Genomic DNA, 19423 nt, shown 5'->3' on the forward strand with positions numbered 1-19423 from the left:
AGTGATCTTTGGTCTAGGTTTCTTATTGATTAATGCACAACTACTTAATCACCTATTGAGTTTACTTGTTACTATTGTAATATCTCGTAATATTTAATATACTAAGTAAGAAATGATTTGAAGGAGGAAGTTGAATTATGACATTAGGGATCGGTTGGGTTATCCTCATCGCTATTCTTGCGCTTGTTGCAGGGGCTGCACTTGGCTTTTTCATCGCAAGAAAATATATGATGGATTACCTTAAGAAAAATCCACCAATTAATGAGCAAATGCTCCGTACACTTATGATGCAAATGGGTCAAAAGCCGTCGCAAAAAAAGATCAATCAAATGATGCGCGCTATGAATAATCAAAACCCAGGTAAATAGCTTCATATCAACGTTTCTAGCGCTTTAAGTAATGAATAGATTTTTTGTGATCTGTTCTGCTTAATTTTTCTTGGAAACGCATTTTAGAGCAAATTCACAAAAAACAAGTCATCTTTTCTGATAGAAACTTAATCAGAGGGGATGACTTTTTTGTTGAGAAAAATCTAGTAGATATCTATACATTATCTAGATTACTCGGTCGTTGAAGCGATAAAGTCATCGCCTTTGATGAATTTAAACAAAAAATAGGATGATTTCACTAACATAAATCATTTGTCAAAAGATAATCTTTCACACATGCTTTAAACACGTTCTATAAGCTCAAATAAAGCTCATAGAAGCGTTTTAAGCATCCAATGAAGCGGCTCGATGTGTCCATTCGCATGGCATCCCCTTCCTCAAACATTCGTTAGAATGTTAGGTGGGGGTAGTTCAATACCTAACTTAAAACCATTCTAGGAAATAGTCTTTTCCATCATGGTGTAGATTTTGAAGCAGCCTTATAGTTTTTTATGGAGAAAATCACTATATCATACTTACCTATAAGTCATTCGACAAAACCACAGTCAAAAGTCACTATCTACCTAAGTTAGTTATGACTATCCTCGTATTTTTAGATTATATAAGGAAAAAAATGAAAGAAGACGTATAATAATACATGTATTATGCTATGATATGTGTGAATCTAATAAATGGAAGGTGACAAAATTGTCTATTAAGTCTTGGTGTTTAACGTTATTAAATCAACACATGTTTGACGTTTTCCAAAAAGCCGATACGAACAATTTTAATTTATATCATTTGCCAGAATGGATAACAGAACAAATGGAAAGATACGGATTCGATTTTTATATCGTTATAGATCAAACGGGTATCATTAGATACAAATCTACTTCATCAGCAATTTACTTACCTAAACACTCTTTAGAGGCTACTTATATATTTCAAATCTTACACCACGACTCATACTCCGTTATTGAAAATTACCTAGATAATCATTTAACACAAGATATAGTTTCAGGAGAGAAAGTGAAAATTAAGTCAATGGCGTCCATTAGTGCGGAAGTGCGCTCCTTTTGATTAAATCGTCTGAATGGTATACATTTGCTTAGCTTTCGTTCTATTCCTTTGGATAATAACCATACACATTTAACACGCCATGCGGAACGATTAATCAGTTTGGGGGAAATGTCTGCTGGACTAGTTCATGAATTCAAAAATCCCATTACATCACTGAGAGGCTTTATTGAACTGATTCGAGCGGGAGTAGCATATGAAGAAGAGTACTACCAAGTAATTGGAGATGAATTAAATCGAATGGAAAGATTAACACATGAATTACTTTCCTTTGCTAAGCCCCAGCATCAGGATTGGGAGCTTATGACAATCAATAGTATTTGCCAAGATATGGCCATTCTTTTCAGACAACAATTACTCACACATAAAATTCATCTTAATGTAGATTTAACTGATAACCTTCACTTTTTAGGTAACCGTTGTCAAATCAAACAAGTCTTTATAAATTTAATAAAAAATGCAATAGAGGCCATTGAAGAAGAGGGAAGTATATATATTACCGGCATACATGATACACGTGAGCTCCATGTAACGATTAAAGACACGGGTCCCGGTATCCCGCACATACAATTGTCTAATATTATGGAGGCTTTTTTTACGACTAAACAGTCGGGGACGGGTCTTGGTCTTAATATGTCTAAAAAAATTGTGGAAGACCATCACGGTAAATTAATAGCGACATCTAAGTTAAATGAAGGCACCATGTTCACCTTGAGTTTACCTTATCCAGATATTCAAACGTTAGGTCAAATCAGTTAATAATGCCCCCAACAAGCATCTCTTTGAAAAATATTGTCGAAATATTTTACATATTTACGTTTTTACTTTACAATAGTAAAGTAAATAGCCGTGTCTTTTTATGTAGATGCGCGTTACCCTAGGAATAGAACGACATAGGAGGGATCAGATTAAGTGATCAAAACTAAGCAAACATTTGAGCTTAACGGAAAAAAAGTAAACTATTACAAATTAAAAGCGTTAGAAGAAGCAGGTAAAGGAAATATCAACCGCCTACCGTTCTCGATTCGTGTTTTACTTGAATCGTTATTAAGACAATATGATGGACGTATTATCAACGAAGAGCATATTGATGGCTTAATTAATTGGGGGAAAACGGAGAAGACAGATGTACCGTTTAAACCATCACGTGTTATTTTACAAGACTTTACGGGTGTTCCTGCCGTTGTAGACTTGGCATCATTGCGTAAAGCGATGGTTGACATGGGTGGGAAGGCTGATCAAATTAATCCCGAAGTACCTGTTGATCTCGTTATCGACCACTCAGTTCAAGTAGATGAATTCGGAACAAATAGTGCGTTACTGGCGAATATGGACTATGAATTCGAACGGAACATGGAGCGTTATCAATTCCTTAACTGGGCGCAAAAAGCCTTTGATAATTATCGTGCAGTTCCGCCAGCAACAGGGATTGTTCACCAAGTGAACTTGGAGTATATTGCGAAAGTGGTCCACCAACAGGAGAATAGTGATGGTTCAATTGACGCTTATCCTGATACTTTAGTTGGAACTGACTCACATACAACAATGGTTAATGGTTTAGGCGTTCTTGGATGGGGTGTCGGTGGTATCGAAGCTGAAGCAGGTATGCTCGGGCAACCTTCCTATTTCCCTGCACCTGATGTTATCGGTGTCAAGTTCACTGGTTCTATGCCGAACGGCATTACAGCAACGGATTTAGCACTAAAAGTTACGCAAGTGCTCCGCGAGAAAAAAGTAGTAGGTAAATTTGTCGAGTACTTTGGACCAGGTTTAAAAGAAATGCCCCTTGCAGATCGGGCAACTATTTCAAATATGGCACCTGAATACGGGGCAACATGTGGTTTCTTCCCTGTTGATGAAGAAGCATTAAACTATTTGCGATTAACTGGACGTGAGGAAGAACATATTGCGTTGGTAGAAGCCTATTGTAAAGCAAATGATCTCTGGTATGATTCAGATCAGCCAGATCCTGAATTTACAGAGTTAGTTGAAATTAGTCTATCAGATTTACAACCAAGTTTATCAGGACCTAAAAGACCACAAGACTTAATCTTACTTTCAGATATGAAACATTCATTCCATGAAGCAATCACTGGACCACAAGGAAATCATGGTTTTGGCTTAGGTAAAGAAGAATTTGATAAAGTGGCGAAAGTAAAGCACGAAAATGGTATAAAAAGCGAGATGCATACTGGTTCACTTGCCATTGCGGCGATTACATCTTGTACAAATACATCAAATCCATACGTTATGTTAGGATCTGGTTTACTCGCACGTAACGCAGTTAAAAAGGGCTTAACAGTACCGCCTTACGTAAAAACTTCTTTGGCCCCCGGTTCTAAAGTCGTCACACGCTATTTAGAAGATGCAGGACTTATGCAATATCTTGAAGAGCTTGGCTTTAATCTCGTTGGTTATGGTTGTACAACATGTATTGGTAATTCTGGTCCGCTTGAACCTTCAGTGGAAGAGGCGATTGTCGAGCACGATTTAACTGTTGCATCGGTATTATCTGGAAACCGTAACTTTGAAGGGCGGATTCATCCACTCGTTAAAGCAAACTACTTAGCATCCCCACCGCTTGTTGTAGCATATGCGCTAGCAGGGACTGTTGATATTGATCTAATGAAAGAACCCTTAGGTTATGACCAAAACAATGAACCTGTCTATTTTGATGATTTGTGGCCATCATTAGATGAGATACGCAATGAAGTCTTCAAAGTTGTCACACCTGAAATTTTCAAGAAGGAATATGCGAATATCTTTAATTCTAACGAACGTTGGAATCAAATCGAAACAACAGATGAGCCACTTTATGAGTGGGACGAATCATCAACATATATTCAAAATCCACCATTCTTTGAAAATCTTTCACGTGACCCAGATGAAGTGAAACCATTAAATAACCTACGAGTGATCGGTAAGTTTGGTGATTCTGTGACAACTGATCATATTTCACCTGCCGGCGCAATCGCAAAAGATATGCCAGCTGGCCGATACTTACAAAAACATGGTGTCACACCACGTCACTTCAATTCATACGGTTCACGTCGTGGAAATCATGAAGTAATGATGCGCGGAACATTTGGTAATATCCGCATTAAAAATATGCTGGCACCTGGTACTGAAGGTGGTTATACAACTTTCTGGCCAAAAGAGAAAGTTATGCCAATTTACGATGCAGCAATGAAGTATCAAGAACTAGGAACCGGCTTAGCTATTTTAGCTGGCAACGATTATGGCATGGGTTCTTCACGTGATTGGGCCGCTAAAGGGACGAATCTTCTTGGTATAAAAACCGTTATTGCTAAGAGTTATGAGCGTATTCACCGCAGTAACCTTGTCATGATGGGTGTTCTTCCGCTTCAATTTACGGCTGGCGAAGATGCTGATACACTTGGATTAAATGGACGTGAAACCATCTCTGTTGAGATTGATGAATCAGTTACACCAAACCAAGTCGTCACAATAACAGCTACCGCTGAAGATGGCACTATTACTAAATTTGAAGCTCTTGCTCGCTTTGATAGTGAAGTTGAAATTGACTATTACCGTCATGGTGGTATCTTACAAATGGTTTTACGTAATAAGCTACTTGAAAACGAAGCTTAACAAACTGAAAAAAGCCGTCCAGCAGGGCGGCTTTTTGTTATGGCATAAAAACAGATAAGTCATCAAATGTATTTATTTATGTTAAACTATTAGAAGGATGAAAGAGAGGGATGTAGAATGACAAATCACTTAATTTTTTCGAAAATAAATGAAACAACACTACTTAATTGGACAGATATCAACACGAAACCACCCTATAGAGAGATCGATTGCTTACGTGCCATCGATCAATATCGCATAGAGCCAGATAAGTTAGCCCATACTGCTGTTAGCGCACTGCACACGATGCTCGTTTATCATCGCTTAATGCGACACCATGAAACGGATCATTTATCTGACAAGCTCTTAAATATTGCTAAAGAATATGATCAAAAGCTACCAATGATTGATTCAATGACCCAAATCAAACAATTTTATCGCGTATTTCAAGACATTAGAACGCTTGATATCGCTGACTTTACTTTACGGGAAACGGATTTTGATCAATTAAAATTAAAGAAAATGACGCTGTTAAAAGCGGAAATTAATCGTTTCTTTGAACTTACACGCCATGTGTCCATTTACCAATCAGGTAAAGAACAACCATTACACAAAATATTTATCGAGCTAAAAAATGTATTAGTTGAACTAGAGGGCACACTGGATGAAGGTATAGATTTAATAGATAACCGACGCACAGGTGTAAAAACGGGCACCATTAATGAGCACGTTCGGCACGTGCATGAGCTTATCAATCAATTTTACGATGCTTTTCCTTCAATATTCAATTCCGAATTAAAGCAATCGCCATTAGAAAAGCTTGAATCAATGATTGGATTAGAGCATGTCAAACGTTATATGCGACAATATTATCATTACTTAAAATACCAACAAGACCGGAAATCTATTGGTTTTCAAATGATCGATGAACCAGGACTGCATATGATTATCACTGGTAACCCTGGAACAGGTAAAACAACCATCGCGCGACTCTTAGCTGAGATTTATCATGAGTTAGGCCTGTTGGAAACAGAAAAAGTGATTGAGGTAAACAGGTCCCATCTTGTCGGTTCATTCGTTGGGCAAAGTGAAGAAAACACCATGGCCTATATTAGAGAAGCCGTAGGTGGGGTTTTATTTATTGATGAAGCTTATAGCCTTCATCGACAAAACCAAAGCGGGAGTGATTACGGTCAATCAGTCATTGATACTTTGGTTTCAGCTATGACAAGTGGGGAGTATGCTGGAAAATTCGCAGTGATTTTAGCAGGATATCCAGAAGAAATGCGGCAATTTTTATGGGCAAACCCCGGCCTAAGAAGTCGCTTCCCTGAACAAAATTTCATCCATTTACCTGACTTTAAAATGAGTGAGTTGTTAGAAATCGCTGAAGAAGCTGCACTTCATAATGATTATTTCTTCACCGAAACAGCGTTAAATGGCTTCTATGGCTTAATTGAACGAGCGAAAGTAGATGACTCATTTGGTAATGCACGTACGGTAAGAGACTTAGTGATGAAAGCGATCTTTAAAAAAGGTGCTTCCATTTCTGTAGACGAACAAGATGATTGGCTTGATCATATGCATATTGAATCTAAAGATTTAGCTGTCATGGATGATGAAAAAGACGATACTGATCCAATGGAGCAGCTAGAAAACTTAGTAGGTTTAACACATGTAAAAGATGAAGTGAAAAAATTGTCCTCATTCGTGAAGATTCAACAAACAAGGAAGAACCAAGGTTTACCATCGGTACCCATTCAACTTCATGCCGTCTTTTCTGGTAATCCAGGTACAGGTAAAACAACTGTCGCCAAAATATATTCTAAACTATTAAAAGAGCGTGGATTATTAAAACGGGGCCATGTTATTTTAGCTTCTCGCAGTGATTTAGTCGCAGGGTACGTTGGCCAAACCGCTATTAAAACAAAGAATAAAATTCGTGAAGCTTTAGGCGGAGTACTCTTTATTGATGAGGCTTATAGTCTCTATCGTGGAGAAAATGATTTCGGTAAAGAAGCGATTGATACGTTAGTAGATGAAATGACAAAGCATAACGAAAATCTTGTCGTTATTCTTGCTGGGTACAAACAGGATATGAAAAGATTTATCGACAGCAATCCCGGTTTAAGTTCTCGTTTTAAAAAATATTTTGTTTTCCAAGATTATTCAGGAAATGACTTACTAGATATTTCATTATTTCATATTGAACGTTACCATTATCAAGTGAATCAAGAAGTGAAAGACTATCTCCTTGAGCAATTCACTGACCAAGCGATAACTGGCAATGCGCGATTTGTCGTCAATCTAGTCGAAGAGGCCATTCAATTTCAGGCATTGCGCTTATCAGAAGCCGATGAATTGACGGAAACTTTTACAGAACTATCTGTGCAAGATTTTAAAAATGCTTGGCAACAAATAAAGGGAAGTGTAGATGAGTGAAGAAAGTAACAGAGAAAATCAATGTGCGTTATCAAGAAACAGACCAAATGGGGGTTGTTTATCACGCGAACTATCTCGTATGGTTTGAAATTGGACGAACAGCTTTTATTGAAGCATTAGGCTTTAATTACCATGACATGGAACAAGCGGGCGTTGTGTCACCAGTGACACATATTGAAGCAGATTATATGTCCCCTGCTAAATACGGGGAGCCTTGCTTTGTGACAACATGGGTTGAACGTTATGATGGATTGCGAACACGGTACGGTTATGAGGTCACTAATGGGGCAGATACCCTGTTAGTTACAGGTTTTAGTGATCATGTCATTGTGAAAAAAGACAGTTTTCGACCACTCTCCGTTCGAAAAAAATTCCCGGATTGGCACGAGGCCTATCTAAAGGCGATGAAGCAATAATGGCCTTCGGAATTAGTCGTCAGGAATTAAATGAGTGGAAAAACAAAGTAACCAATGGGGAAATCGCTATTATTACGCATTATTGGCAAGATCAACGTTTTGATGGTGCTACTTCTGTCACAAAAGTCGGTTGTAATGACCTGAAGAAGTTAATGGCCTGGGGAGAACGCTACGACCTAAAACCTGAATGGATCGATTATAAGGATGACTTTCCTCATTACGATTTATTTCCCCCTTATCAAAAAGAGGTGTTAATAGGTGAGGGGTATGATGAGCATATTAAACGATTCAATTTGTGATAGTAATTAACCCAGTAGGTGGTCAGATACCGCCATACTGGGTTTAGTCTTTCATACGTTTATAATCATTGTATCTTTTTAGACGATTTTTCTTTTTTTAATGGTACAGGATCAAAGCCGCCAGGATGAAGCGGATGACATTTTAATAGTCTTTTGATCGTCAAGTAGCCACCTTTTAAAGCTCCAAAGCGTTCAATCGCCTCTAAACCATAACTTGAACAGGTTGGATGAAAGCGACAGCTGGGTGGTTTTGCTGGGCTAATGTATTTTCTGTAAAATTGAATGATAGCAATGAATAATTTTTTGATCACTTCGTTTCATCTCTTTTATCATAATGAATCGATGCAATCGCATCATGTAGATGGATAGACTCTTCATTTTGACAGTGAACATCGAACTTTACAACATCTTCCCATTCATAGAGATCGGCACTAACTAAGCGAACCATATCTTCTACAAATCGCGGATTTTCATAAGCGTGTTCGGTAACAACCTTTTCATCTGTTCGCTTTAAGACGGGATGAATACGGGCGCTGGCATTAGATTCAGCCATTTCTAGTAACACTGCTTTCCAATCAACAAACGTTTCATCAAAAGACGCGTTTAAAAGGGCATTAATCGTTACAACGCCACGTTGGTTATGCGCACTGTATTCACTGATTTCCTTCGAACATGGACAAAGGGTTGTAATTGTTGCGACGATACCGACGGTTGTCGTAAAACCTTCTTTTTCATCATAAGTCACCTTAAAATTCAGGTCAATATGGTTAAGACCTTGTAACTTTGAATACGGTCCAGCTTGTTGATAAAAGTAAGGAACACTTAGTTCAATTTGAGCATCTTGCGTTTTGAGACGGGCACTTAATTCTTTTGTGAAAGCTTGTAAGTCGCTAAGTTTCGTCGTCAATTTATTCTGTTGAAAATAAGCTTCTAATTGCTCGGTGAACCGTGACATGTTTGTTCCTTTACTGTCTTTTACGATGGATGATGTCATAGTAAACGTTCCGATGGATGTTTGTATTTTTGGCTCTTTATCACCGTTTATAATGACAGGGTGCTTCACATTAGTAATACCTACAGCATCAATGTGAAATAGGAAGTCATTTTTAGTATTCTGCAAATCAGCCATTTGTTCTTTTTCTACTGGTTTTGTCTTTTCGCCTGGCGCAACAGACCCGAATAAGCGATGACGGGCTTGTTTATTTGGTAAGTTTTTTTTGGATGAGGTCAATAATCTTGCATCCCCTTTCAGTTCTTTCTTATCTAACGAGTATACTAAGAGTCTTTCTTTGTTTCAATCTATTTTACTTGGGTTTAATATAAATTGTCTTTTTTCATATAAAAAACGCACACAAATTGTGTGCGCCGTTATAAATAAATTACAGCCAAGTGATCTTTGGTTCAGTTTTATTGAGAATACGTTTTATATTCGGAATATGTCGATAAATGATAAAGGTAAGTAAAACGGCTGTTAAAATCAATAAATCGTAACGTGACATAACAAGTGCTGTGATGACTGCGATGAAACTCGTAATGATTGATGATAACGAAACATATTTCGTTATATATAGGAACATAAAGAATGAGGCCAAAATGACAAAGAATAATAATGGACTGAGTCCTAGTACAAGACCACCAGAAGTAGCGACTGCCTTACCTCCTTTAAATTGCGCAAATACAGGGTACATATGTCCGATGACACTAAACACACCAATGATGAGTAAGTTAACCTCAATCGGGCTAAACAACATAGGGATGATGATACTTAATGTGCCTTTTAATACGTCAGCAATTGTGACAATCATGCCTGCCTTCTTACCGAGCACACGAAAGGTATTTGTGCCACCAAGGTTACCACTACCATGTTCACGGATATCTGTTTGGTAAAACAACTTACCAACAATAAGACCGGAAGGTATTGAACCAAGTAAATAAGCTAATACAATAAATAATACATAATAAAGCATATAACTGTTCCTCTTTTCATACAGATTCGTCGCCTTATTGTAACACGTTTTATATAAGAGTAAAAGGGTTTTAAGACCAGGTCTTAAAAAAGTTGATTAAGTAACGGTTATATCAGGTGTTAGTTGACCTTTTTAACCTAAAAAGCTTAAACTAAGAAAGAAGAGACTAAAAAATGAGGTGAAGAGTCCGTGTACACTGAACAAACATCGAATCAAACTTTTCAACATATTTTAACTGAAGCTAAGACGATTGCCGTCGTTGGGTTGTCTAATAAACCTAATCGAACATCCTATCAGGTGAGTTTAAAAATGCAACAGCTTGGCTATAAAATAATTCCTGTTAATCCCACGATTAAGGAAGCATTGGGTGAAAAAAGTGTCGCAACATTGTCTGACATCAACGAACCCGTTGATATTGTCAACGTTTTTAGAAAAGCGATGTTCTTAGATGACATTGTAAAAGCGGCCATTAATATTGATGCACCTGTTGTTTGGGCACAGCTAGGTATCTATGACGAAGCAGTATTTAAGCGTTATCATCAAGATGTCAAATTAATTATGGATACGTGTATTAAAGTGAAGTATTATGAGGTTATGAGTTAGAACGACCGCTTGTCTTCTAAAGACGAGTCGTGCTATACTTTATGAGCTTATTCAAACAACAGTTCGTTATGTGCTCACTTTTAAATCGAGCACTTGGAAGGGGAAAAGAACGTTGACACGAACAAATAATTATACAGATGATTCAATTCAAGTATTAGAAGGCCTAGAAGCCGTTAGAAAAAGACCGGGGATGTACATTGGCTCTACAGATGCCCGTGGTCTCCATCATTTAGTCTATGAAATTGTCGATAATGCGGTAGATGAAGCGCTTGCTGGTTACGGTGAGAAAATCACTGTCACCATTGAAAAAGATAACAGCATTACCGTAACAGATGAAGCACGCGGTATGCCTATTGGCATGCATAAATCAGGGAAATCTACACCCGAAGTCATATTGACAGTTCTGCATGCCGGCGGTAAGTTTGGACAAGGTGGTTATAAAACATCTGGTGGACTACACGGGGTCGGTGCGTCTGTGGTTAATGCGCTCTCTGAACACTTAACCGTGACAATTAAACGTGATGGCAAAGTGATGCAACAATCATTTTCACATGGAGGGCATTCCGATGGCGATCTTGTTGAAATTGGTAAAACGAAGCAAACAGGAACAACCATACACTTTAAACCAGACCCCACCATCTTCTCGACGACAACGTTCCAGTTTGAAATATTATCTGAACGTTTAAGAGAATCTGCCTTTTTACTTAAAGGTATTAACATTACCCTCATCGATAAGCGCCACAACGTAACCGAAGAATATGTCTACCCAGAAGGACTTAAGGCATTTGTTACATATTTAAATGAAGATAAAGATGTATTACATGATGTCGTTGCTTTTGAAGGTGAACACCATGGTATTGAAGTGGATTTTAGCTTCCAATTTAACGATGGCTATACCGAAAGTATATTAAGTTTTGTAAATAATGTGCGGACTAAAGACGGTGGTACACATGAAGTAGGAGCTAAATCTGGTGTAACCCGTGTGTTTAATGAATACGCACGTAAAATAAATCTACTAAAAGATAAAGATAAAAATTTAGATGGTAATGATATTAGAGAAGGTTTTACTAGTATTATTAGCGTAAGAATTCCAGAAGAAAAGTTACAATTTGAAGGTCAAACAAAAGGGAAACTCGGTACAAGCGAAGCGCGAACAGCTGTTGATACGGTTATTACCGAGCAACTAGGCTACTTTTTAGAGGAGAATGCTGAATTGGCTCAATCGCTACTTAAAAAAGCAATACGGGCAAAAGAAGCACGTGAAGCCGCACGACGAGCAAGAGATGATGCACGTTCAGGCAAGAAAAAGAAACGAAAAGATGCTTTACTCAGTGGAAAACTTACACCGGCGCAATCGCGGAATCCAAAGAAAAATGAATTGTACCTTGTAGAGGGTGATTCGGCAGGTGGTTCGGCTAAACAAGGGCGGGATCGCAAATTCCAAGCTGTTTTACCGTTACGTGGTAAAGTGGTTAATACGGAAAAGACAAAATTAGAAGATGTCTTTAAAAATGAAGAAATCGCAACAATTATTCATACGATTGGTGCAGGTGTTGGTGCAGACTTTACTGTAGATGATGCCCAGTATGATAAAGTAATCATTATGACAGATGCCGATACAGATGGCGCGCACATACAAGTATTACTATTGACGTTCTTTTATCGCTATATGCGCCCGCTTATTGATGCTGGGAAAATATTTATCGCTTTACCTCCCCTTTATAAAATATCAAAAGGTAAGGGAAAGCAAGAAAAAGTTCGTTACGCGTGGAGTGACGAAGAAATGAAACAAGCCATTAAGGAGTTAAAAACCGGGTACATTATCCAGCGCTATAAAGGCCTTGGTGAAATGAACGCAGATCAACTTTGGGAGACAACGATGAACCCAGAGTCACGGACATTAATTCGTGTCACAATTGATGACTTAGCTCGTGCAGAACGCCGGGTAACGACGCTTATGGGTGATAAAGTCGCGCCTCGAAGAAAATGGATAGAATCCCACGTTCAATTTGGGCTTGATGAAGAAACAAATATCATTGAAAATGAAAACATTCATACTGAATCATAAGTAAGCATTGAGTTAAGGAGGAACTACCTTGCCACAAAGTGAGCAATTTTTAGATTTACCATTAGAAGAAGTTATAGGTGACCGCTTTGGTCGTTACAGTAAATACATTATTCAAGACCGCGCACTTCCTGATGCCCGCGATGGCCTCAAGCCCGTGCAACGCCGAATTCTTTATGCGATGCATAAGGAGGGCAACACCCATGAAAAAGGCTTTAGAAAATCCGCCAAAACTGTTGGTACAGTTATTGGTAACTATCACCCACACGGAGATAGTTCTGTTTACGAAGCGATGACCCGTCTATCACAAGATTGGAAAGTACGCAATGTCCTTGTAGAAATGCACGGAAATAACGGAAGTGTGGATGGTGACCCACCAGCTGCTATGCGTTATACTGAAGCGCGTCTTGCCCCGATTGCAGCTGAATTATTACGAGATATCGATAAAGAAACGGTTGATTTCATACCGAACTTTGACGATACTAACAGTGAACCGGTCGTGTTACCCGCTCGTTTTCCTAACTTGCTTGTCAATGGTTCAACAGGAATTTCCGCTGGATATGCGACTGATATTCCACCACACAACTTAAACGAAGTGATCGATGCGGTGATTAAAAAAATCGAGACGCCTGACATTACCGTTGACGAGTTAATCAAGATTATTCCAGGACCGGATTTTCCTACCGGCGGCATACTGCAAGGCGAGGATGGCATTAAACAAGCATACCGGACCGGTAAAGGGAAAGTTGTTGTTCGCGGCCGTTGTTCGATTGAAAAATTACGAAGTAAGCGGGAACAGATTGTCATCACTGAAATTCCTTATGAGGTTAATAAAGCAAACCTCGTCAAGCGAATGGACGAGCTAAAGCTTGACCGTAAAGTCGAGGGTGTTGCCGAAATTCGTGATGAAACAGACCGGACGGGCATGCAAATTGTTATTGAGTTAAAAAAAGATGCTGATAGTGAAGGGATACTTAACTATTTCTATAAAAATACAGATCTTCAAGTAACATATAATTTCAATATGGTCGCTATTGTTGATAAAACACCTAAACTCATGTCTCTTATAGATATGCTAGACGCCTATATTAAACACCAACGCTATGTTATTAGGCGATCAGCGGATTATGACCTCAAAAAAGCAAAAACACGACATCATATTGTTGAAGGGCTCATTAAAGCCATTTCTGTACTTGATGAATTGATTCAAAAAATTCGTGAGAGTAACGATAAAAAAGATGCGAAGCAGAGGATTAAATCTGCCTACGGATTTACAGAAGAACAAGCAGAAGCCATTGTGAACTTGCAGTTATACCGCTTAACAAATACAGATATAACAGCACTTCAACAAGAACTAGATGAGCTAACTAATGAAATGATGCGCTTAGAAAAAATATTAACAGACAAGCAAACGTTAGATAATGTCATCAAAAAAGACCTGAAAGATCTGAAAAAGCGATTTAATACCCCTCGTCTAACTATTATTGAAAAAGAAGTAGAGGAATTAAAAATCAATTTAGAAGTCATGATCGCAAGTGAAGATGTTCTTGTATCTGCAACGCGTGATGGCTATATAAAAAGAACAAGTCTTAGATCGTATCAAGCCTCAAATGGGGAGGGCTTAGCCATTAAGGAAGATGATCATCTTGTGGGGCTTTTTGAAGTGAATACAACGGATAAAATGCTTATGTTCACGAACCGAGGGAAGTATATTTACGCACCCGTGCACACATTGCCAGATATTCGTTGGAAAGACCTTGCTCAACATGCCTCACACCTTGTAGGGTTGGACCAAGGTGAAAAGATTATTGAGGCGATGCCAATTAGAGATTTTAACACAGCAGACTATCTGATTTTCTTTACAAAAAACGGCATGGTCAAACGGTCTGAATTAAAGCAATATGAAGCCACGCGTTTTTCAAAACCATTGATCGCTACAGGATTGAAAAAAGGGGATGAAGTCATCAGTGTCTGCCGGTCAAACGGTTTACAAGATGTGTTCATTGCCTCTAATCGCGGTTACGGTCTTCGATACAATGAAGCAGAAATATCACCAGTAGGTCAACGTGCAGCAGGTGTTAAAGCTATTCAATTAAAACCAGATGAATATGTTGTAAGTGGGCTTGTTTTAAGAGGTGAAACAGACGATACGTTCTTTACTTTAATTACCCAACGTGGGGCGATGAAACGTATGGCATTGTCCTTATTTGAACAATCAAAAAGAGCAAATCGCGGTCAAATTATGTTGCGTGAATTAAAAGGAAAACCGCATCGTGTTGCTGGATTTTTAGAAGTGGCTCCTTTAGAACACATTGTTTTGGAGACAACGAGCGGGGACCGGAGTGTTCACCACCCAATGGCATTGTCGATAAGTGATCGCTACAGTAACGGTTCCTTCGTCTTAGATACAGATCAAGTGGGGGATGTAGTTACTGTCTATAAAGAAACGATTTATCAAGCACCGTTTAAAGAAGATAAAGCATAAATTTGACTGCTAAAGCAGTGGGCTTTCGTCTTAGGAGTTTTGTGATCAATGAGGCTAATTAATGATAAAAGCAATCGATAACATATAATTATGTGATCGATTGCTTTTTTATTAGAAAAGATTCATTCACAATGTAAGCAATTGACCTGTTATGATAGTTCCAAAAGGTCAAAGGCACGCCCAACATCCCTACTTTGGTGAGCATCTGAACCAGCCTTAAAGCTAATGCCTAAGGCTTTAGCTTCTTCAAAGACGACTGGATTAGGATACATCGTTAAACAGTCAGGCTTAAATAGACCGGCCGTATTTAGATCCAAACTATAACCTTTTGCTTTCACATCTTTTAATAATGCAGTTATTTGATTTTTTAGCTTATGTGAATAGTCATAAGGATACTGACGCTTAAATTTCTCCACTAACGTGATGTGGCCAAGTCGCATCGGTTTATACATCCCTAAATCACTTTCAAGTGACAAAGCAACGGTCTTAAAATAAGCAGCATAAACCTCCTCTAGTGATACAAAGGCACGCAGTATGTCTCCAAAACTTGCGACACTATAATCTAAACAATGATACTGACCATAAGGGTCTTTCAACATATGGACTGAGAGGATAGCATCATCGATCCATGGACCATAATGATCTAGAAATTGTCGTGTTTCTGATTCAAAACCTTCAATAAAATCAACCTCAAAACCTACGTTTATTTTCAGTTCATTCTTGTATGTTGCCTTTAAATCTATCATTGTCTCGATATAACGCGCGACTTTATCTTGCGCTAACCCACTATCTTTCGCGGGCGTTGGATCAATAAAACCTAAAGGCAACGGGGCGTGTTCTGTAAAACTGATTTCTTTAAATCCTTTATTTAATGCGCTTTCTACATATGCGTTAAGTGTATCTGTTGTGCCATGAGGACAGAATGGTGTGTGAACATGGTAATCGCCTATAATCATTAAAAAAACCTCCCACTATAATATATGTTATAATTAACTGAACAATTAGAAAAGAAAAAATTGTTGACCAACTTACTTTTTGATGTTAAATTAGTAACAATACATAATTACTTTACCACAATAAAGCGGTAGAGTAGTAAAGAAACGGATGTGACAATGATGTTTTTACCTGATGGAAGTCAAGATCAAATTGGCGATAGCCTACTTAAAAAACAGCGCGTCTACCAAATTTTTACTGATGTTGCGATAAGACGTGGTTATAAAGCAATTGAAACGCCTGTCATTGAGTATGCTGAAACATTCACCAACCCACATGTAGGGATACCTTTTCAACAGTTACTAAAATGGTTTGACCGAGAAGGTGACATAGAAGTCTTAAGACCTGACTGGACGACAGCTATTGCTCGTGCCCTGATGAAATTGAACCCTAAAGAATCTAAATGGTTTTATCAAGGTTCCGTTTTTACTCAGGATAAAGATGGCGTTGAGAGTCGCCAAGCAGGCATTGAGATGATCCGAACAAAACCAATTGAAGGAGAAATAGAATCGCTGTTTTTTGCGATAGATTACTTATCGGCTGTGAATATTGATGATTATTTAATCGAATTGGGGCATACAGGTATATACGAGAAAATAATTGAACCTCTTATGTTTACTACGACCGAAGAAAAAAAACTGCGTCAAGCGATGCATGACAAACGTCAAGATGTTGTAAAAGCATTAACAGAAAGGAATCAAACGGTACAAAAACAACTCCTTGACTTAATTCAAGCTTATGGCGAGTCGTCACTGCTTGATGAATACAAGCAAATCTTTAAAGACGAAACAGATATTGTAGCTATTTTAGATGAATTACAAGATCTCGTCAATGTATTAAAACAATTAGGAATTGATCAAACGATTGTTGATTTAGGACGTGTAAAACAACTGCCTTATTACAGCGGAACAATGTTTAGAGGGTATCTAACGCAAACGGGTGATGAATGCTTCTCAGGTGGTCGTTACGATAAATTATACCAGCAATTCAACCAATCAACACCAGCCATCGGATTAGCTTTTGATGTTGATGTATTAGCAAGTGCTATAACAATCGAGAAGAAAGAAAAAATAGCCATCATTGCTTCATCCGAGACATATGTCTTAGCCGAATTAAAGCGACGGACTATTAGCGATAAAATTGTGGATGTGTTATACACCTTTCCTACAGACAATGCGTATGATGACATCATTGATTTAAGAAATGAGGGAGTCGAATGAAGCCAGTAATTGCCTTAACCAAAGGACGACTTGAAAAACAATTTCTCCATTATTATGAAGCGCTTGGATATGATATTGATCCTCTTATAGATAAAGGACGCAAACTGCGTGTTGATACGAATGACTTTCAATTTATCTTTGCCAAGGGTCCAGATGTTGCAACGTATGTGCAATATGGCATTGCTGATTTGGGCATTGTTGGTGGAGATATACTGGCAGAATTTCAACCAGATGTTTTTGATTTATTTCCACTACCATTTGGTGCGTGCCGAATGGCTGTCGCCACAGAAGAAGGAAAAGTGTGGTCAAATGGAAAAAAACGCATTGCGAGTAAGTACACAGGTATTACAAAGGCTTTTTACAAAGAAAAAGGGGAATCTGTGGATATTATAAAACTAGAGGGATCGGTTGAGCTCGCGCCTATTTTAGGGTTATCTGATGCGATTGTTGATATCGTTGAAACAGGCAATACATTGTTAGAGAATGGCCTAGTGGTTGAAGAAGAGTTTATGCATTTTAGCGCGCGCCTTATTGCCAATCGTTCGGCACTAAAAATCAAACGTGCGGCTTTACAACCGGTCATTGAAAAACTTGAACCAAAAGGAGCGCAGCCAAATGATTAATATTTTAGACAAAAAGAGTTTTTTAGCGCAACTCGCTCACCAAGAAGCGCCAAGTGACCAAAAAGAACAAATAGAAAAAGTCGCCAAAGACGTTATAGCACATATTCGTAAAGACAAAGATGAGGCACTCTTTCATTATATCGAAAAGTTTGATGGGAAACTTTTTGGCGATTTAAAAGTATCTAAAGAAGAACGCGACTTAGCATGGGAGGCTGTAGACACCGACGTCATTGACGCCTTAAAGCGTGCGGCAAAGAATATTACATCCTTTCACCAAAAACAATTAAAAGAGTCTCGGTTTATGCAACACGATAAAGATATCGTTTCTGGGCAGTTATACACCCCGATTGAAAAAGTCGGTATTTACGTTCCAGGTGGAACGGCTTGCTATCCATCATCTGTTTTAATGAACGCTATTCCCGCTGTATTAGCCGGTGTTAACGAGGTTATTATGGTCACACCTGAACGATTTGGTGAAAAAATCCAACCGATTTTACTTGTGGCGGCAGATATTGCTGGTGTCACAGACATCTATAAAGTTGGTGGGATCCAAGCAATCGCCGGGCTTAGTTATGGTACGGAATCGTTACCGAAAGTTGATAAAATAGTAGGACCTGGTAACGCATATGTTGCTGCAGCTAAAGCCCTTGTATTTGGTGATGTTGGTATTGACATGGTTGCTGGACCGTCTGAAGTAGCGATTATTGCTGATGACACCGCACAAGCTAAACATATTGCCAGCGATTTAATTGCTCAAGCTGAACATGATACGTTGGCACGCGCTTATCTCTTTACACCATCCAAGCGATTAATTGATGAGACAACGAGAGAACTTGAAAAACAATTACATGTACTACCTCGGGTAGATATTGCCGCAAAAGCTTTAAGAGATTTCGGCGGACTTGTCTATGTGGAATCACTTGATGAGGCCTTTGATTTATCCAATATGTTAGCCCCTGAACACCTAGAAGTTCAGGTTGACCAACCCTTAGATTACTTGCGCTTCATCAAACATGCAGGAAGTGTCTTTTTAGGGCATTACACACCAGAGTCGTTAGGGGACTATTATGCAGGGCCAAACCATGTTTTACCAACATCGGGGACAGCAAAATTCTCATCCGGTCTATCTGTGGATGATTTTGTGAAGAAAACGACCTTTTTATATTACTCTAAAGACGCCTTGCAACAAGCGAAAAACGATGTTGTAACGATCGCTAGACAAGAGCGATTGGATGGACATGCTGAGGCTGTTATTAAAAGATTTGAAGACTAAA

The 19423-nt window shown here is 38.5% G+C and carries 17 protein-coding genes; 13 read left to right on the forward strand and 4 right to left on the reverse strand.

Annotated features, from left to right (window positions below):
* The first annotated feature begins 137 nt into the window (after positions 1 to 137).
* The 7 genes from BM163_RS02815 (at position 138) to BM163_RS02845 (ending at position 8193) form a co-directional block, all read left to right on the forward strand.
* Complete coding sequence (locus BM163_RS02815) at positions 138 to 368, forward strand: YneF family protein (RefSeq protein WP_089800012.1); 231 nt, start codon at positions 138 to 140, stop codon at positions 366 to 368.
* A 708-nt stretch (positions 369 to 1076) separates the two neighbouring features.
* On the forward strand, positions 1077 to 1448 hold the full coding sequence (locus BM163_RS02820) for a hypothetical protein (RefSeq protein ID WP_089800013.1): 372 nt from the start codon (positions 1077 to 1079) through the stop codon (positions 1446 to 1448).
* 108 nt (positions 1449 to 1556) lie between these two features.
* Entirely contained in the window at positions 1557 to 2204 is a 648-nt protein-coding gene (locus BM163_RS02825; protein ID WP_089800016.1) for an ATP-binding protein, read from the forward strand.
* 153 nt (positions 2205 to 2357) lie between these two features.
* Positions 2358 to 5057: an aconitate hydratase AcnA gene (gene acnA, locus BM163_RS02830; RefSeq protein ID WP_089800018.1), complete on the forward strand. Its 2700-nt coding sequence runs from the start codon at positions 2358 to 2360 to the stop codon at positions 5055 to 5057.
* Positions 5058 to 5174: 117 nt separating this feature from the next.
* A complete protein-coding gene (locus tag BM163_RS02835) occupies positions 5175 to 7478 on the forward strand; it encodes an AAA family ATPase (protein WP_089800020.1) in 2304 nt (767 codons plus the stop codon).
* A complete protein-coding gene (locus tag BM163_RS02840) occupies positions 7475 to 7894 on the forward strand; it encodes an acyl-CoA thioesterase (RefSeq protein WP_089800022.1) in 420 nt (139 codons plus the stop codon). Before BM163_RS02835 ends, BM163_RS02840 begins: the two co-directional genes overlap by 4 nt.
* A complete protein-coding gene (locus BM163_RS02845) occupies positions 7894 to 8193 on the forward strand; it encodes a hypothetical protein (protein ID WP_089800025.1) in 300 nt (99 codons plus the stop codon). Before BM163_RS02840 ends, BM163_RS02845 begins: the two co-directional genes overlap by 1 nt.
* Positions 8194 to 8258: 65 nt before the next feature.
* Here the strand turns inward: BM163_RS02845 and yidD are convergent, their stop codons facing one another.
* From yidD to plsY, 3 genes are all read right to left on the reverse strand, one after another.
* Entirely contained in the window at positions 8259 to 8501 is a 243-nt protein-coding gene (yidD, locus tag BM163_RS02850; protein ID WP_089800193.1) for a membrane protein insertion efficiency factor YidD, read from the reverse strand.
* Positions 8501 to 9424, reverse strand: coding sequence for a GTP cyclohydrolase FolE2 (gene folE2, locus BM163_RS02855; RefSeq protein WP_229675479.1), 924 nt, complete (start codon positions 9422 to 9424; stop codon positions 8501 to 8503). Before folE2 ends, yidD begins: the two co-directional genes overlap by 1 nt.
* A 148-nt stretch (positions 9425 to 9572) precedes the next feature.
* On the reverse strand, positions 9573 to 10160 hold the full coding sequence (plsY, locus tag BM163_RS02860) for a glycerol-3-phosphate 1-O-acyltransferase PlsY (protein ID WP_089800028.1): 588 nt from the start codon (positions 10158 to 10160) through the stop codon (positions 9573 to 9575).
* A 189-nt stretch (positions 10161 to 10349) separates the two neighbouring features.
* On the opposite strand from plsY, the gene BM163_RS02865 reads away from it, so the two are divergent.
* From BM163_RS02865 to parC, 3 genes are all read left to right on the forward strand, one after another.
* Positions 10350 to 10763 carry a CoA-binding protein gene (locus BM163_RS02865; RefSeq protein WP_089800030.1) on the forward strand — a complete coding sequence of 138 codons (414 nt, stop codon included), beginning with the start codon at positions 10350 to 10352 and terminating at the stop codon, positions 10761 to 10763.
* Positions 10764 to 10875: 112 nt separating this feature from the next.
* On the forward strand, positions 10876 to 12831 hold the full coding sequence (parE, locus tag BM163_RS02870) for a DNA topoisomerase IV subunit B (protein WP_089800032.1): 1956 nt from the start codon (positions 10876 to 10878) through the stop codon (positions 12829 to 12831).
* Positions 12832 to 12859: 28 nt separating this feature from the next.
* On the forward strand, positions 12860 to 15313 hold the full coding sequence (parC, locus tag BM163_RS02875; protein WP_089800034.1) for a DNA topoisomerase IV subunit A: 2454 nt from the start codon (positions 12860 to 12862) through the stop codon (positions 15311 to 15313).
* Between the two features lie 149 nt (positions 15314 to 15462).
* Here the strand turns inward: parC and hisJ are convergent, their stop codons facing one another.
* Positions 15463 to 16269, reverse strand: coding sequence for a histidinol-phosphatase HisJ (hisJ, locus tag BM163_RS02880; protein WP_307725320.1), 807 nt, complete (start codon positions 16267 to 16269; stop codon positions 15463 to 15465).
* A gap of 159 nt (positions 16270 to 16428) precedes the next feature.
* Here hisJ and BM163_RS02885 point away from each other — a divergent pair, with 159 nt between their 5' ends.
* From BM163_RS02885 to hisD, 3 genes are read left to right on the forward strand one after another with little or no spacing between them, the layout of a single operon-like run.
* The gene (locus tag BM163_RS02885; protein ID WP_089800036.1) at positions 16429 to 17526 is read left to right on the forward strand and encodes an ATP phosphoribosyltransferase regulatory subunit; all 1098 of its coding nucleotides are present in this window, start codon (positions 16429 to 16431) and stop codon (positions 17524 to 17526) included.
* Complete coding sequence (gene hisG, locus BM163_RS02890) at positions 17523 to 18149, forward strand: ATP phosphoribosyltransferase (protein ID WP_089800038.1); 627 nt, start codon at positions 17523 to 17525, stop codon at positions 18147 to 18149. Before BM163_RS02885 ends, hisG begins: the two co-directional genes overlap by 4 nt.
* Complete coding sequence (gene hisD, locus BM163_RS02895; protein ID WP_089800040.1) at positions 18142 to 19422, forward strand: histidinol dehydrogenase; 1281 nt, start codon at positions 18142 to 18144, stop codon at positions 19420 to 19422. The genes hisG and hisD overlap by 8 nt, the downstream gene beginning before the upstream one ends.
* Position 19423: the final 1 nt, after the last annotated feature.

The sequence above is a fragment of the Halolactibacillus alkaliphilus genome, assembly GCF_900115465.1.
Lineage (GTDB): Bacteria > Bacillota > Bacilli > Bacillales > Amphibacillaceae > Halolactibacillus > Halolactibacillus alkaliphilus.